The sequence below is a fragment of the Enterococcus sp. S53 genome, assembly GCF_016516865.1.
Taxonomy (GTDB): Bacteria; Bacillota; Bacilli; order Lactobacillales; family Enterococcaceae; genus Enterococcus_D; species Enterococcus_D innesii.
In genome coordinates, this window is record NZ_JACVUH010000007.1 from 69,669 (window position 1) to 86,215 (window position 16,547).

13 protein-coding genes and 1 pseudogene are annotated in these 16,547 nt (G+C 40.4%); 3 read left to right on the forward strand and 11 right to left on the reverse strand.

Annotation, left to right across the window (positions count from 1 at the left end; translation table 11 throughout):
- Window positions 1-22: 22 nt before the first annotated feature.
- Window positions 23-864 (reverse strand): annotated as a pseudogene (locus IAE45_RS10620) (class I SAM-dependent methyltransferase).
- 1,021 nt (window positions 865-1,885) lie between these two features.
- On the opposite strand from IAE45_RS10620, the gene IAE45_RS10625 reads away from it, so the two are divergent.
- Together IAE45_RS10625 and IAE45_RS10630 are read left to right on the forward strand one after the other, a co-directional pair.
- A complete protein-coding gene (locus IAE45_RS10625) occupies window positions 1,886-2,377 on the forward strand; it encodes a PH domain-containing protein (protein ID WP_170920162.1) in 492 nt (163 codons plus the stop codon).
- Window positions 2,367-3,836 (forward strand): PH domain-containing protein, encoded by a 1,470-nt coding sequence (locus tag IAE45_RS10630; RefSeq protein ID WP_200126118.1) that lies wholly within the window; start codon window positions 2,367-2,369, stop codon window positions 3,834-3,836. Before IAE45_RS10625 ends, IAE45_RS10630 begins: the two co-directional genes overlap by 11 nt.
- A gap of 115 nt (window positions 3,837-3,951) precedes the next feature.
- Here IAE45_RS10630 and IAE45_RS10635 read toward each other — a convergent pair whose 3' ends face one another.
- The 8 genes from IAE45_RS10635 to IAE45_RS10670 form a co-directional block, all read right to left on the reverse strand.
- Window positions 3,952-4,914, reverse strand: coding sequence for a transketolase family protein (locus tag IAE45_RS10635; protein ID WP_200126120.1), 963 nt, complete (start codon window positions 4,912-4,914; stop codon window positions 3,952-3,954).
- Between the two features lie 3 nt (window positions 4,915-4,917).
- Window positions 4,918-5,775, reverse strand: coding sequence for a transketolase (locus tag IAE45_RS10640; protein WP_200126122.1), 858 nt, complete (start codon window positions 5,773-5,775; stop codon window positions 4,918-4,920).
- Window positions 5,776-5,797: 22 nt separating this feature from the next.
- Entirely contained in the window at window positions 5,798-7,162 is a 1,365-nt protein-coding gene (locus IAE45_RS10645) for a PTS ascorbate transporter subunit IIC (RefSeq protein WP_005232062.1), read from the reverse strand.
- 16 nt (window positions 7,163-7,178) lie between these two features.
- Window positions 7,179-7,460, reverse strand: coding sequence for a PTS sugar transporter subunit IIB (locus tag IAE45_RS10650; protein ID WP_005227537.1), 282 nt, complete (start codon window positions 7,458-7,460; stop codon window positions 7,179-7,181).
- The gene (locus IAE45_RS10655; protein WP_200126124.1) at window positions 7,457-9,496 is read right to left on the reverse strand and encodes a BglG family transcription antiterminator; all 2,040 of its coding nucleotides are present in this window, start codon (window positions 9,494-9,496) and stop codon (window positions 7,457-7,459) included. The genes IAE45_RS10650 and IAE45_RS10655 overlap by 4 nt, the downstream gene beginning before the upstream one ends.
- A gap of 363 nt (window positions 9,497-9,859) precedes the next feature.
- Entirely contained in the window at window positions 9,860-11,122 is a 1,263-nt protein-coding gene (locus IAE45_RS10660; protein ID WP_200126126.1) for a PTS sugar transporter subunit IIC, read from the reverse strand.
- A gap of 14 nt (window positions 11,123-11,136) precedes the next feature.
- Window positions 11,137-11,862, reverse strand: a complete 726-nt coding sequence (locus IAE45_RS10665; RefSeq protein ID WP_008377914.1) for a glucosamine-6-phosphate deaminase — start codon at window positions 11,860-11,862, stop codon at window positions 11,137-11,139.
- A gap of 2 nt (window positions 11,863-11,864) precedes the next feature.
- A complete protein-coding gene (locus IAE45_RS10670; RefSeq protein ID WP_200126128.1) occupies window positions 11,865-13,190 on the reverse strand; it encodes a 6-phospho-beta-glucosidase in 1,326 nt (441 codons plus the stop codon).
- Window positions 13,191-13,335: 145 nt separating this feature from the next.
- Between IAE45_RS10670 and IAE45_RS10675 the strand changes: the two genes are divergently transcribed.
- A complete protein-coding gene (locus tag IAE45_RS10675; RefSeq protein ID WP_005232077.1) occupies window positions 13,336-14,088 on the forward strand; it encodes a MurR/RpiR family transcriptional regulator in 753 nt (250 codons plus the stop codon).
- Between the two features lie 205 nt (window positions 14,089-14,293).
- Here IAE45_RS10675 and IAE45_RS10680 read toward each other — a convergent pair whose 3' ends face one another.
- Window positions 14,294-15,622: a PTS sugar transporter subunit IIC gene (locus IAE45_RS10680; RefSeq protein ID WP_005227522.1), complete on the reverse strand. Its 1,329-nt coding sequence runs from the start codon at window positions 15,620-15,622 to the stop codon at window positions 14,294-14,296.
- Between the two features lie 145 nt (window positions 15,623-15,767).
- The gene (locus IAE45_RS10685) at window positions 15,768-16,481 is read right to left on the reverse strand and encodes a GntR family transcriptional regulator (protein ID WP_016611336.1); all 714 of its coding nucleotides are present in this window, start codon (window positions 16,479-16,481) and stop codon (window positions 15,768-15,770) included.
- Window positions 16,482-16,547: the final 66 nt, after the last annotated feature.

The following is a 16,547-nucleotide window of genomic DNA, read 5'->3' on the forward strand; positions in this document are numbered from 1 at the left end:
CTATTTACAGAAAACCACTCTTTCAGATAGGGAATGGTTTTTTCAGTAGCATCGCCATTGTCGAGCCTTCTTCGCTATAAGGACTACCTTTGACATCACCGAATATCTCACAAATATCAAAACCGGCAGTCCTAGCTTCTTTTATCAATGCATCTTTTGAAAAATAGGTCGTCCATAAATAATAATTTGTGACCTCATCTTCTGATAAAATCGTTGTTTGCTCCAGCAAGACGTGATCAGGATATTTCCATCGTTGATTCAGCACAAGATGGGGCTCCCCCCGCCAAAACCCTTCTGATTCGTGACTTTCCCAGGTCTGCTCTTTATTAAGCGTTAAAAACTGTGCAATCGTAAATACATCGAACAAAAATTTGCCCCCCGGTTTTAGATGCGCCAGCACATTTTTTAGCAGTAGTTTGCGTTCCTCTGGATTTAAGGCACCATAGTCGCAATAAATCAAGGTAATAAAATCAAATTGCTGAGGTAACGCCATCTCCAAATAATTATCAAATAGATAGGTAATATTTAATTGCTGCTTACTCGCGGAATCTCTCGCATAGGCGATGGACCTTCTGGAGTAATCAACCCCTGTCACTTCATAGCCCAGCGCTGCAAATTTTTCCGCATAGATCCCTGGCCCACAACCGATATCAAGAAGTTGCGTCTGTTTTTCTGGCGGCACAAGGCGACTGATCCATCGAACGGATTCGTCGATAAAGTCAACCTTTCTACTCGCTCCCTCAAAATCAGGATCCAAATGAGCCTTCAACATTTGCTTGGAAATATACGCATCGTCCCAAAACGCCTCTGCCATTTTTTATAGAGCGGTGGCCGCTCGATTGCTTTTCTCAATTCTTGGTACATCTTCTTTTCCCCTTTCAAAATAATTGAAAAACAAAAAAGACCGCAGATTTCACTCTGCGGTCAACCTTCAAACGATGAAGATCAAAAAGCGAAGAGTAAAATAAAATCAATGATAGACACTTCAAATAAAACTGCATGCAGTCAATTTTTTGCCTATGAAATTGATTTTATTTACTCTTTTTCAGTCCTACCCCTGTTAACGAAGGAATAACAGCAGATAGGCCGGAGCCATCACCTTTTTCTCTTGTTTTTCTGCTTTTAGTTTAGAAGGAGCCAGCCGATTTGTCAATGAGATTCGCCTGCTTTCCTTCGATAAAAGAAGTTCTTACTGCAATTCACACCTTGCCTAACAAAAAAATTGCATCAAACTACGTCTCTGCTTACTGTCGCCTGCTGATTTTTTCAACAGGAAGCTGGATCTCAGTCAGCCCTTCCTCTTCACTTTCTTTCTTCCAAATGCCATCAATATAGCTTTCACGAAAAGGCCCTGTGATTCGATAGCCGTTGTTTTCAACAAACTGAATAACTGCAGCATAGGCTCCATTATGGACCGTACAAACTGCTTCTAGTACTTCTTCTATCTGGCCTGAAGGTCAAATCACTATCTTGGGATGTATAAGAAACAGCCCCTCCTCACTTGACCTCCACCAATCATGTTGGTCAAAAATAGTACGACCAGCGGTATTCCCCTACCAAAAAGGTCAGTTGATCAATTGTTTTGCGTCCATTGATTTATTTTGACAGCCCAGCAACCTCAATCATTTTCCATAGCAATCGCCTCTTTCTACTAACGCATACTGGCTCCTCTTGAGGGAGAGTCAATAGTAAGGTCGCCTTTTTTCATAACGAACAAACTCATACTCATTGGTTAGCCAAACGTGGCTTTTTCTTTTTTGTACCTATTCCCAACACTATTTAAATCACAATTAACTATTTTTAATTCCTGACCTTGTTTTTTTCTTCTATCTCCACTATATTTGTGGGTAACCCTATTTATTTCTATGTAGAGAGGATGTTTCCCTTGAATTATCCCTTATTAAATGAACAAATGCCTCAAACCATCATTCGTGTTTGGCGGTTGCGAAGGATTACGTCACTGATTATTTTCAGCCTGCTTTTCGCTGCTTCTTTTTGGTTTCTAGCCACGCAAAACTGGCTGCATTTCTGGGTGATCGCCCTTTGGTCAAGCGTATTGGCGCTGACTTTGATCAGCCATCTGCTTTCTTTTGTGCTGATGAGCTACCGTTACAAATTCCATCGCTACGAGATCCAAGAAAATGATATCGCCATTCAACACGGCTATCTATTTCGCAGCACCACGTATATTCCGATCCGCCGAATCCAGCATATCGAAACAGACCAAGGGATTTTTTTGCGAAAATACTCCTTAGTCTCCTTACAGATCCATACGGCTGCCACCAACCACACCATTGAAGGCCTACCAGTGGCGCAAGCCGAACGCTTGCGAGAAACCATTATGACTTTAGTCGAGGTGGTCAAAGATGATCTATGAAAAACAACGACTGCCGTTGCTGTGTATCGGTCTTTATTGGTTCAAAAATTGCAAAAATTTTCTGGTACTAGCATTTCTGCTTGTATTCAAATTATTCAACGACGCCCCTTCTTTGCCGATAATTCTGGGTGGCATTCTGCTATTTTTACTGGTCTGTCTGATTTTTGCGGTACTGTCTTACACCCGCTTTACCTTTCAAATCGACCAAACGAGTGTGCTAGTCAACAAAGGACTCTTTATCCAAAAGCAAACGATTTTGCCGTTTGAACGCATCCAAACGATTCAAGAGAATCATTACTTTTATTTACGTCCGTTTAAACTAGCTGAAGTGAAGTTGGAAAGCGCCGCAAGTTCGAATGGCGAAGCCGAAATTCTTTTCCCTGCATTGCCGCTGGCTCTCATTGCCTCCATCGAAGCGTCAAAAAAAGCGGCTGCGACACTACAACAGCCGACTACCCAAGCAGTTAGTGGAGAAGAAACAACCCACGATTACGCTACTGTTTTTTCGGGTGAGGAAACAGCAAATCCGCCGTTAGAAACATTCACTTTGAAATTCAAGGAGATTTTCTTGTTTTCTATCACTGATTTTTCTGTTTTCACCTTGGTTCTAGTCATCGGCTACAACGTGCTCGACAACATACCCAATCTCTTTGCCTATGCATCGGATTTGCAGCAACTTGGTCTTTTATTAGGTGCTGCGCTTTTGTTGGGGCTGCTGATTTTGTTTTTCTTCCTTGCGATCGCTAGAAATCTTTTCCGCTATTATGGCTTTACGGTGGAAACGAACCAGCAACAGCTGCTGATCACGCAAGGCTTGTTTTCTAAACGACACCAAACGATACCCCTCGCTAGGATCCAAGGGCTGAGTGTCGAACAAAACCTTTATCGAAGAATCTTTCATCTAAGCTCCGTCAAATTACTGCTGGCTGCTGGCAGTTCGTCAGAAAGCGATGATACGGTCTATCTGTTCCCCATTTTGAAAGAGGCGCAGCTGACCGAAACATTGACCCGCTTTTTACCCGAATGGTCGTTTCAACAAACCGCTCTAGTGAAAAATCCGCGACCCAACTTTTGGTACTTTTGCCGTTGGCCACTGCTTGTCGGGCTGCTTGCTGTAGGAATCTCCGCCTTCTTTTTCTGGTGGTTAGCGCTGATTTTCTTCGTGTTCTTTGGTTCCTTCGTGTTATCAAGCATCTGGCGGGGCAAAATACAAGGCTATCAATTTTTAGACAACCACGTATTGTTGTGTCAAACGATTCGCGGCTTAACAAAGGTGACCGCTTATCTGAAGAAAAATAAAATCCAAGATTTCACCGTCACCACGACGTATTGGCAGCACAAAAAAGGGCTTGGCAAGTCACAGCTGACCATCAAAACCGAAGATACTCTCACCGAAAGTAAGCTGTTCTACTTTCCATTAACTGAAGCAGAAAAGTTACGGCGCTGGTTTTTGTCTTAGTTCACACAAAAAAAGCGTCAAACAGCAGACTTACGCGCTGTTTGACGTTTTTTCACAAGACCTGAAAGGAATGAAAAGGAAGCATCAACCATTGATTCGTTGATGCTTCCTTTTTCTATCCCCTGTCCTTACCCTCGACGATTTGCTGCTTGATTGAAGCAGCATCTAAGCCATATTCTTTTTGCAGGAAATCGGGTGTGCCGACTTGGCCAAATCGTTCGTTGACACCAATACGTTTTAAGGAGACAGCACTGCCAGTTTCAGCAAGCACTTCGGCGACGGCACTCCCTAGTCCACCGGTGATAGAATGATTTTCGATGGTGATGACTTGCCGTTTCCCCTGAACTTCACGGATGATCATTTCTTTATCAATCGGTTTGATGGTAAACATATCGATCACTTCACAGCTGATTCCTACTTCTGCTAATTCTTCTGCCACTTGCAGTGTTTCAGAAACCAATTGGCCACTGGCAATCAACAATAGTTCATCGCCTGGTCTTAAAATATTGCCTTTTCCTAGTTCAAAGGTCGAGCCTTTTTCATAAATCGTCGGAACCGCTTTCCGATTGCCTCGTACGTAATGAATGCCTGATAATTGGCTAAAGGTGTTTATGATCCATGCCATTTGGACTTCATCCGCTGCATCGCAGACGATCGACTGGGGAATCATTCGCATCAAAGCCACATCTTCCCATGTCGTATGGGTGCCGCCGTTGTGCCCGACTGCAAACCCTGGATCAGAACCGTAAATATTGATCGTATTGCCGCCATAGCCGCCAGAAATAAACAACTGATCGAATACCCGACGCGTCGCAAATGGCCCAAAGGTGTGGATAAAAGGTGTATAGCCAGTTAAACTCAAGCCAGCCGCAACGCCAACCATATTGGCTTCCGCGATCCCCATGTTGACAAAGCGTTTGGGATGTTTGTTGGCAATCGTTGTCCAGCCACTGGCAGAGCCAAGGTCGGCATCTAACGCAACTAGCTGGTTATTTTCATCCATGAGTTCCACCAATGTGTCAACGACACATGTTCGCAGCTCTTTACCAGCAGCAGTGGTTTTGCTTAATGTAAACATGCCTTAGCGTCCTCCTTCGATTTTTATCGTCAATTCTTTGATTGCCGCTTCTGCCGCTTGATTGATTTCATCCGTGGTAAACTTCACGGAGTGATTGGCCTCTAGTTCTTCAAAGAAAGGAACGCCTTGTCCTTTCACGCTGTCCAAGACAATGCAAACCGCTTGGTCTTCGATTGCTTTGCAACGCTCGATTGCCTCATCAATGGCATGCATGTCTGCCCCTGGAACTTTTTCTGTATAAAAGCCAAAAGCAGTCATCTTCTGCTGGATGTCAAAGGGATCAAGAATGTCTTTGGTTGGCCCATCTAGCTGTTTTTTATTGTCATCAATAATGACGATACAGTGATTCAGTTTGAAGTGGGCAATGTATTGGAAGGCTTCCCAGCACTGTCCTTCATTTAGTTCGCCATCTCCGACGATCAAATAAACAAAATTGTCCTTCCCTGCCAAGCGCAGACCCGTCGCGATCCCAGCAGCCATGGAAGTCCCCTGCCCCAGTGAACCTGTGGTGGCATCAACCCCTGGCGTTTTCCAGCGATCCGGATGGGAAGGTAGTCTCGTGCCGCCCTCATTGATCGTCCATAACCACGACCGATCAAAATAGCCACTATTTGCTAATGCACTATACAGTGCGGCGCCGGCATGCCCTTTTGATAAAACGAGTCGGTCACGGTTCGCCCACTGTGGATCTTGTGGATTGATTCGCAGCTGTTTGCCGTACAAAACGGCCAATAGTTCAACAATTGAAAAGGAACCGCCCAGATGGCCTTGCCCCATTTTCTTGATGCTGCAAAGGGTATCTAAACGAATCTTTGCCGCTAATCTTTCGAGTTCCTGGTATTCTTGTTCACTGATTGCCACTATTTATCCCTCCATCCTCTATTTATTCAGAAACAGATTTTGCCCGACTGTTTTTCTTGAAAATCGTCAATCCGATCAAGACCGCGACTACCGCAATTATCCCTGAGAAGATGGCGATTTGACCGCCCATATTGGCTAAGTTTCCTAGGAAGATCCCTGCAACTCCATAGTCGGTATCAGAGAAAGTTGAGCCTTGGAACCCAAGATCCCCCATGACTGGCATCAACAAGATCGGCATGAAGCTGATAATGATCCCATGAATAAAGGAACCAATGACGGCGCCTCGCACACCACCCGTTGCATTGCCGTAAACACCGGCCGTTGCGCCACAGAAGAAATGGGGCACGACACCTGGAATAATAACGGTTGTTCCTGTGAAGACCATGATGATCAAACTAACGATCCCACCGACAAAACTGGTTAGAAAACCAATCAGAACAGCATTTGGCGCATAAGGAAAGACGATCGGGCAATCCAATGCAGGAATCGCATTAGGAACAAGCTTTTCGGAAATTCCTTTAAAGGCTGGTACGATCTCTGCCAAAATCAGACGGACACCAGCTAAAATCACAAAGACACCAGCGGCAAACGAACCGGCTTGCTGCAACGAATAAATGATCGAGTTCGTGCCATTGCTAAGATTTTCTGTAATAAATTCACTCCCAGCAAAAATTGCTACGATCACGTATACAACAGCCATCGTAATCGTGATACTAACAGTAGAGTCCCGCAAGAAAGACAGGCCTTTCGGAAAATTGATGTCTTCGGTAGATTTTTCCTTATTGCCGACGTATTTCCCAATCAACCCGCTCAATGCGTAGCCGAAGTTCCCCGTATGCCCCAATGCGACGGAATCATTTTTAGTAATTTCTCGAGTAAACGGTTGTGCGATCGCTGGGAAAATCGTGTTACAGATCCCTAACGCTAAGCCGCCAAATAAAACTAGATTAAAAGTATTCATTCCAGTAACGCTCAAAATCACCGCAATCATGCAAGCCATATACAATGTGGCATGTCCAGTCAAATAAATGTATTTGAAGCGAGTGATACGGGCAATCAAAATATTGAAGGCCATGCCGGCTAACATAATAAGTGCGGTATAGGTGCCGTAAGTCGTCAAAGCCAGCGCAACGATCGCTTCGTTATTAGGAACGACCCCTTGCATGTTAAAGGCTGCTTGGAACATCTCCCCAAATGGCGCCAGAGAGCTTTCGATCACCCCAGCCCCGGCAGTGACCACGAGAAACCCAACAAAGGTTTTGATGCCCCCTTTGACGATCGTGGCAATGTCTTTTTTCTGCAGTACATTCCCCAAAACAGCGATCAGCGCAACTAAGATCGCTGGGGTACTCGCGATATCAACAAGAATATCTAAAAATTCGTTCATGACTGTCTACTCCTTTTTATAGTAATCCTTTTTCCTGACAAACGGCTTGAACCTTTTGCTTCAATTCATCGAGATCGATAATACTGTCTAACACCACGATCTCACCTAGATGCTGCGCACTATCGGCTAAATCACCACCAACGAAGAAAACATCTGCCATATCGGGTGCGGCACTTCCTAAATCATAATGGGACACTTCCACACCTGAGACACCCAATTCATTTAAAACAGAATTGATATTCATCTCCACCATAAAACTTGATCCTAATCCTGACCCACACACTGCTGCAAATTTCATTTTTCATCTTCTCCTTCTCTGATCACTTCAATTATTTGATCCGCATTGGTTGCGGAAAGTAACGCAGTTAGTTTTTCATTATTCGACAAAATTTTGGTTAAACTCGCTAACGCTTTTAGATGGAGCTCATTGTCAACCGCCGCCAAACATATAAACACTTGAATGGGGTGTTGCGGATCATCATTCAAAAGTACTGGTTCTTTGACTTTTAATAACGACATCCCGATCGCATTGACCCCATCTTCTGGGCGTGCATGGGGCAAAGCGATGCCTTTTCCAATATGGATAAAAGGCCCATGATCTACCACTTTATTGATCATGGCGGTTATATACTGTTCCTCAATTTTATTGGTCTTTTTTAATGGCGCAGCAGCTTCTCGAATGGCTTCTTGCCAAGTCAGCGGCACCTCGGTAAATTGGATGGTTTCTGCTGTTAATAAATCTGATAACATCGGACGTTGGTCTTCCCTTCTATTCAATTCTCGATTGATTTTTCTTTGCAAAATTTTTCTCAGCTTTTGCTTACTGATGCCTGCTTTTAAATCAACATAGGGCAAAATCACTTCTAACACATCGTCAATGGAATGCAAGCCAGTTTTTGAAGGAAAGAATGCCGCTTGTACGTTTCTAAGCAGTTCATCCTTCTCAATGGGCGTCATAATCGGATTGATCACATAACAGGGTCGTTTGGTTTTGATCGGGGCACTGGAAAAAATCAGATCAATCTCTTCATTGAAGCGAACATTTTCATACTCTTCGATCGAACGAGCCGGCATAAAATGGATCTGGGGAAACAGTTCCTTTAATTCTGATTCCAAAATCAAGGATGAACTGATGCCACTGGGACAAACGACTAATGCATTCAGTTGGAAGTAATCACGTTTGGCCTTTTGTTTACTGACTTCCCCACCAAACAAAATCGTAAAATAACCGATTTCTTCATCAGGGATCGTACCGACTAGGTCTTCTAAGGAACCCAGTGCTCGTCTCGTCAGTTCAAACAACTCATTGTATTGCAGCTTGATTTCTTCAATCAGTACATTCTCCAGTGGAAAACCGTAGCGGATTCGAAAATACGCCGGGACAAGATGATAGAATGTGTTCATCAAAAGGGTGCGATAGTCCACAAACTCGATAGCTGCCAGTCGTTCCATTTCATGAATGATCTTACTGGCACATTCCAATAAAAACTCTAATGAAGTATCTTCGATATCTCCTTGCAGAATCGTTTTTAGCAGAATCGTTACATAAAGCGCTTCTGTTTCCCGATCTTTGATCGCAGGAAATTCTGCTAAAAACTGCTGACTGACTTGATGGACATGCAGCGACTGGAGCAGCGGTATTTCTGTCCCCGCTAAAGAAACAGCCGTTTCTGCCATCCGAAAGGATAAATAATTAAGAAAATAAAGCATTTCTTCGAAGCGGCTCGGCACGATCACCAGATTGAAGGCAGTCAGTGTTGCGGACAAATGATCTCTGATCCGAACATAAATCGTTTTATTCTGCGCATAAATCCCCTCAAATAAGAGCAAATTCCCGTTTTTCGTATTGGATAACGCACTGACTTTTCGAAAAGCAAGAGCACGAATCTGATATTCCTCTCCCTCTAGATAAAAGCCATATTTTCGAGAGTACAATAGTTGAATCTTTAAAGCTGCAAGTTCCTCTCTGATCCCCTTTACATCCTTCAAAATCGTATTTTTACTGACATAGAACAGCTCTTGAAACTGATAGACAGATAAATCTTGCACTCCTGAAAAAGTCAGAAGATAAATCATGGACCGTCGCTCTTTTTCCGAAAAAAACAACGTATTCTTCTGGACATTGAAAAGAATTTCCGGCCACTTTCGTTGAATCAGTGAAGGAATCAAAACTTCTCCCTCATGCATCGTGATTCGTTGATTCAACCGCTGTTCAGTGATTTGATTGATCTTGGCAATCTCCGCCAAAAATTCCTCATCCCTCCACTTCGTCAACTGAAGAAACGCCTCAATATTTGGTTCTGAAAACAGATACGTCAATTTGAAATGAATCATATTTGCTACCCCCACCTAAACTATAGCTTGCACAAAATGAAATCGCCATCATTTATCGGTACAACTGAAACTCCGTTTTTTTTAAACGATGGACCGAAGAGGAGATTTCAAGGATTACCATAACATCCAATAAAGTATTCGAGAAGGTTTTATTGATAGAAGCAAATGATAAAAAATACAACATTAAAAAAAGCGAATCATTTACTGATTCGCTTAGATAATGATGCTATTTGTTGTTTTATTATTGAAACTATCAGAATCATGAAGGACAATCGTCTTTTTTCCAATATACTTTTTTAAAGTTATTTTCTAATACCTAAAAATACTTATCTTAATGAATGATGGAAAATAGGCTTCTTCTATCTACTCACTTATACTCACAGGAATCGTTGTTCCCGTTTCTTGCGCCTCTGCGGTTTCATTTTTCACTTGCTGCTTTTCCAATATTTTGAAAAATGGCATATAAATAAAATATGAAATGAAAATCGATACAAAAGACCAAACGGCTGCTCCAATACTACCATTAGTAGCTAAATAAGGACCAATAATAGGAGGAATAGTCCATGGAACTTGAATAACAATCGGTCCCACTATACCAATATTCATTAAGATATACGTACCGATACATAGGACCATAGGCGTTGCTATAAACGGAATAAGCATTACAGGATTCATCACAATAGGCAAACCAAAAATAACCGGTTCATTGATACAAAAAATAGCTGACGGCAAAGATAATCGTCCAATCGACTTATACATCTTACTTCTGGAATGGAGCATATTTAACACTAGACCGAGTGTTGCTCCAGTTCCGCCTAAACACATAAAGACAATCCAAAATCCATCGGCAAAAACATGAGGTACTTCTGCACCACTTTGAAAAGCTGCCGTATTATCAGCAAGATAACTTAGGAAAACAGGGGTCGCAATTCCAGACAAAACATTGTCTCCGTGGATTCCACATATCCATAGCAAACAAACGAGAAGTGTGTATAACAGCATGCCTGGGAGTGTTCCCATCCCTTGCATTAAAGGTTGGAAAACAATAGTAATGATTTCATTGATATCAACCCCTAATAAAGTTCTGACGATCCATATAACGGTCAGAATAAATGCCCCTGGGATTAACGTTGCAAAAGAGGTTGCTACAGTGGGCGGCACACCCTCTGGCATTTTTATTACAATATTGTGAGTGACAAACCATTTAAAAGCATGAGTAACAAAGACCCCAACAATGATCGCGGTAAACATACCACTAGCACCAAAATTAGCCAAATTTATCGTCCAGTCATCGTTTAATGTTGCTAGAAAAAAGCCGATAGTTGTGAGCATCGAATTAGAAATAGCATCAACACCAAACTCTTTTCCTAAATGATAGCCTATACCAATGGCAGATATCAGTCCAAGGATTCCGAACGTAACATTGACTGGTGCATTCAACTGCGGCCCCCAATTTGACACAAAATCCATCCATGACTGTATTGGAAAGTTACCAATGATTAGGAAGATACTTCCAACAATAGTAAAAGGAATCGTCATGGAAATCCCATTTCTTATAGCAACTAAGTGTTTACTATTGCCTATTTTCAGCAATATAGGCAATACCTTATTCTCAATGACCCGCATCTTTTTTCCTCCTTTTAGTTCACGACTTCCTTATCAACCACCAATACAGGATCTTTGTGCAACCATAGAGAAGTAACTGGACACTCTTTTGTAATCGTACCGCATAGAAATTGTTGTATCGCAGATTTCTTTTTTGCCCCACTAGCTTGTACGATCATTGTTCCAGATTGTAATAATTGTCCTATCCCTAACGTAATTCCTTTCGTACGATCAACTTTCTCATCTGAAAAATATTTTTTCCCAACACTTTGGGTTGATTCGTCTAAGTTCACTATATGAGCTTTATCTTCGAAGGACGAACCAGGCTCATTAAAACCTAAGTGCCCATTTACTCCAACCCCAAGCAAACTCAGTGTTAATCCTCCATTCTCCTCGATAAATTTATCAGCTTTTTTGCATTCCTCATTTAAATCATCGGCTAAAGGATCAAATGTGTGAAGTTGCTTTAGGTCAATAGGAACCCGATTGAATAAGTTTCTTTTCAAATAAGATATACAACTGCCTTCATTTTTCGGATCGATTCCAACCCATTCATCTAGTTCAATAAACTTTGCCTGGGATAAATCTATTTCTTTATTGATTGCTGCTTCTGCAATGATGTTAAGCGTTCCTACGGGTGTATCACCACCTGCAAAGCAATATAACCCATTTGGCTTTTCTTTCAAGACATCTAAAATGAGTTTTGCACAGATCTTACTGACTTCCTGGTAATTTGCCTCAACATAGTATTTTACTTTCATTGTCATTCTCCTTTAAAAAAATTCGGCAGATATTCTTTGTGTGCTAAAAGCATTTCATCAAGTAGTTGCTTTGCTGTCCTATCACTTGGAACTAAGGGATTGATCGTCATCGCTAATAAAGCAGTGTTATAGTCTCCCGTAACAGCTGCTTGGGCCACTATACGTTCAAAAGACTTAATTTGTTGAACTAGTCCTTTGATAGGAATAGGTAATTCACCTGTAGTCAAAGGGATCGGTCCTTGTTTTGTAATCAAACAATTTACTTCAACCGCTGAATCACAATCGATATCATTGATGGCACCATTATTTCTTGTATTGACCGTTTGAATATCACGTTTGTCATTATAGATGGAATTAATTAAATTACATGCTGCTTCACTATAATAAGCGCCCCCACGTTCTGACAATTGAGGTGGTTTGATTGCTAGATGTTCATCTTTATAAAGTTCAAACAACTCATGTTCGATTTTCTGCACAACTTCTGCACGAGTTCCTTCTTTCTCTGCTGATCGTTTTTGCTCAGACAACATAGTAGCTGTTTGATAGTAATACCTTAAATAGCCTATGGGAATCATGCCAAGTGTTCGGAAAAAATTTGGTTCCCATTCTAAATCAGCAATGTTTTTCAGACCAACTGCATCGCCAGTATCTTGCGTCATCAATGTAAGTACTTTTTGGGTCACATCAATCCCTTTATGATAAATCTTTTTCGCAAAAACCATATGATTTAGCCCAGTAAATTCAACATATAATTCTTGTTTGGGTACTTTTAATGTTTCTGCAATGCCACGTTCTATTCCAATTGGTCCATTACACAAACCTACTACTCTACGCATATTGCTATGGCGTAAGACAGCTTCTGTCACCATACCAGCTGGATTAGTGAAGTTGATCAGCCATGCTTCTGGGCAAAGGCGCTCCATATCTTTCACTATTTCTAAGATAACAGGAATCGTGCGTAATCCTTTAAAAAGCCCTCCTGGACCATTCGTTTCTTGTCCAATCGTGTCATATGTTAAAGGAATTCTCTCGTCTTTCGCTCGCGCTTCCAAAAGACCTACACGAAATTGCGTCGTAACGAAGTCCGCATCCTTTAATGCCGCTTCACGATCAAGAGTCATATAAATTTTCATTGGAAGGTTCGCTTTTTTTACCATACGTTTAGCAAGTTCCCCAACTATTTCTAATTTCTCTCTTCCTTGTTCAATATCCACAAGCCATAATTCTGAAATCGGTAATTCAGCATATCGTTTAATAAATCCTTCTATCAATTCTGGTGTATAACTTGATCCACCGCCAATTGTTGCAATTTTTATTCCTTTATTCATCCTGAAACACTCCTTTAACTTAACTACATGGTCAGTATAGATTATTTTTATCCCCTTAAATACCGCTTTTAAGTAAACGGTTACAAAAACAGGCGATTGACACCGGTTACAATCCTGTTACAATTTGTAACAGGAGGGGATTACTATGTTGTTTCTTGACTATCAACCAGACTTAAATGAAACGGATATTGAGGTATATAAAGCAATTATTTCAGAGGTAAATGCAGTTGCTTCCATGAGTATTCGAGAATTAGCTGAGAAAAGTCATACGAGTACTGCCAGCGTATTACGCTTTTGTAAAAAATTTCGCTGTACCGGTTTTTCTGAATTTAAAATTTACCTTAGTGCGTATCTCGAATCTCTTAAAGAAGAAAAAGAGGTAAAAACACTTGATTTTGAGAGTGAACTCTTGAATTTTTTAGCACGAACACAAGACAAATTCTTTGAAGATAAATTTGATGAGGCAGTTCACTTATTGATGGAAAAAGAGCTGATTATTTTTATTGGCGTAGGCTCCTCAAATGTTGTTGCTGAATATGGTTCTCTTTATTTCTCGTCACTATTTAACATGGCGATTCGCATTGAAGATCCTAGTAATTATCCTATTAATTACCTATCCACTGAGTTAGCAAAAAAAATGTGTATCGTCGCTTTATCCGTTTCCGGCGAGACCACAGAAATCATTCAATATTTAAATCATTTGAATCTATCAGAAAGCTCAGTAATAGGAATTACCAGTAGCTCTAATTCAACACTTTCTAAATTAGCTGATATTTCAATAACCTATAATATTTCGCTAGAAAAAATTAATGAAGCTGATATTACAACCCAGATACCGGCAATGTATATTATTGAAAAGTTAGCCAAAACCGTGAGAAATAGAATGGAAACTCAATAGATTTGTATAAAAAAATTCTTGCTAATAAATTCTTCAGGTAATTCTTTCCGTCTAAACACAAGTTCACCGACCGATATTTCCACAAAAAAAGAGACTCACATACATCTATGTGGTCTCTTTTTGTTATATAGATTTGTTCAGTTTATTTGTTTCACTTACCTTTGGTTTGAGACGACTTCAAAAAATCTTGTGAAGTTTCCTCTTCTCAATCATTTGCCTCTTCATTTCCTATTGTTGAGGTAACTTTTTCATCGATACGTAAAAATGGTAAGTAGATAAAAACACTCACAGCAATGATCGCAATTTGTAAGACTGATGCTCGCCAATCGCCACCAGTTGCTAAAAATCCAGATATGACGGGAGGAGTGGTCCAAGGTATCTGCACGACTACATGATTGATCAAACCAACAGCTGTCGCAAAATATGCAACTGTTAGGGAAAAAATCGGCGCCAATACAAATGGAATAATCAAACTAATATTGAAAACAATTGGTAAACCAAAAATGATTGGTTCACTGATATTAAAAAGTGCTGGAGTTACGGATAATTTTGCAAAGTCTTTGTAATCTTTACGACGACTAAAGATAAAAATAGCAATTAGCAAAGCAATAGTATTTCCTGATCCTCCCATAACAGCAAACGTATCTTTAAATGCCATGTTTATGATATGTGGAATATCTTCTCTATTCGCATAAGCAGCCATATTCTCTTGCATATTTTGAATCAAGAACGGATCGAGAAGTGAACCTGATATCACTGCTTGATGAATTCCAAACCCAAAAAAGAGATTTGCAATTGAGGTAATTAAGAGGAACCCTGGTAAACCTGTCGTTACCCTACTTAAAGGCCCAGTGATTAGAGTAGTAATCAACGAATTAACATCCATATTGAATAATTGATTGACAGCAAATGAACCAATTGCGAAGGTAGTCACAGTAATCATGATTGGAATAAGGACGTTAAAAGACTTCAACACAGCTGGAGGGATATTTCCTGACAATTGAATTTGTAACTTTTTATTATTAGATAACTTAATAAAGAGTTCCGTAGCAGCTAAGCCCACAAAAATTCCAACGAACATTCCTGACGCACCAGTATGAGTGACAGGAATAACCCCACCTACTTCCAGCGCTTCTTGACTTCCTTCTGGTGTAAACATCGTCATCATAGGGGTGAGAACAATAAACGTTGAAATAGCGACTAGAACAGCAGCAATATGATTTGTATAATTTCTGCTAACACACATATGATAAGAAACTGCCGCAACAACTAATAGTGTCGTTATACTTAGCGTTCCATTACTGATGGAAGTCCCGATCTCTTGAATCGTCGTTAATGTTGCTGGATCAATAATATTTCCCATAAATCCTGTTGGCTCTAAAATAACATAGTTGATCAATGTAACAAATCCCGCCAACATCATAAAAGGCATAAAAGTGGCGAAAGCATCCCTTAGTGTTCGAAGATGAATCTGGTTCCCTAACCTTGTGGCTATTATTCCGAACTTTTCAAAAATAGCATCTTTTTTACTCATAATTCCAATCAGTCTCCTTTTTTAGTTGTAAGCGATTGCTTATGGGATGATCATACACCAGCTCTTCTAAAAAGTAAATATCTTTATTTAAAATTATATATCTTTTTTTGAAAGTCAAAAAAAGACCAACGAAATTCGTTAGTCTTCACTTCTCAACAAAAACTGCTTCAAAAATAAAATCTTTGTATAAATGTCTCGAAAGAGAATATTCAAACGGTATACCAGAAGACAATGACACCACTTTGTCTACCTCTATCATAAACTCGCCTGGTTTTACAGAAAGAATTTCCGCATCGAAATCATTTGCCACATCCCCTTTGATCCAAATATGGGAAGATTTAATCTCTAGACCAAGCTCATTTGTAATGTAGCCATATACAGAACGTTTCAAATGCTTTGGTTCTAACCCCGGTATAACAGAAAGTGGCATAAACGTTTGCTCAATAGAATAAGGCTGTTCATCAATAAAACGACTTCTAATAATATTATAGACATACTCTTTTTGATTTATTTCTAAAATTTCTGCAACTTCATTCGATGGCAACTCAATTGAGAACGTATGGATTTCAGAAGTCACATGTTCTTCCCCTACTAAATCAAAAAGACCTTCATTTGGTCCAAACACTTTCGAATTATCAATTGGTCTGCGTAGAACTTCCGTTCCAAATCCACTACGTGTTCGTAAAACCCCCTCTGATACTAGCATATCAATACCTTTCTTCACAGTGAGCTTACTTGTTTGATACTCATGCGCAAGTTCATCGCCCGTAGGTAATTTTTCACCGATTTGATAGGTTCCATTGGCAATTTTTTTCTTTACCTCCGTATAAACCTCCATATATTTTGGCTGTTTCTTCATAACTTACTCCCTCATACTCATCTCTATTACTTATACTTTAACATAAAAATTGTCTTTTTACAGCTA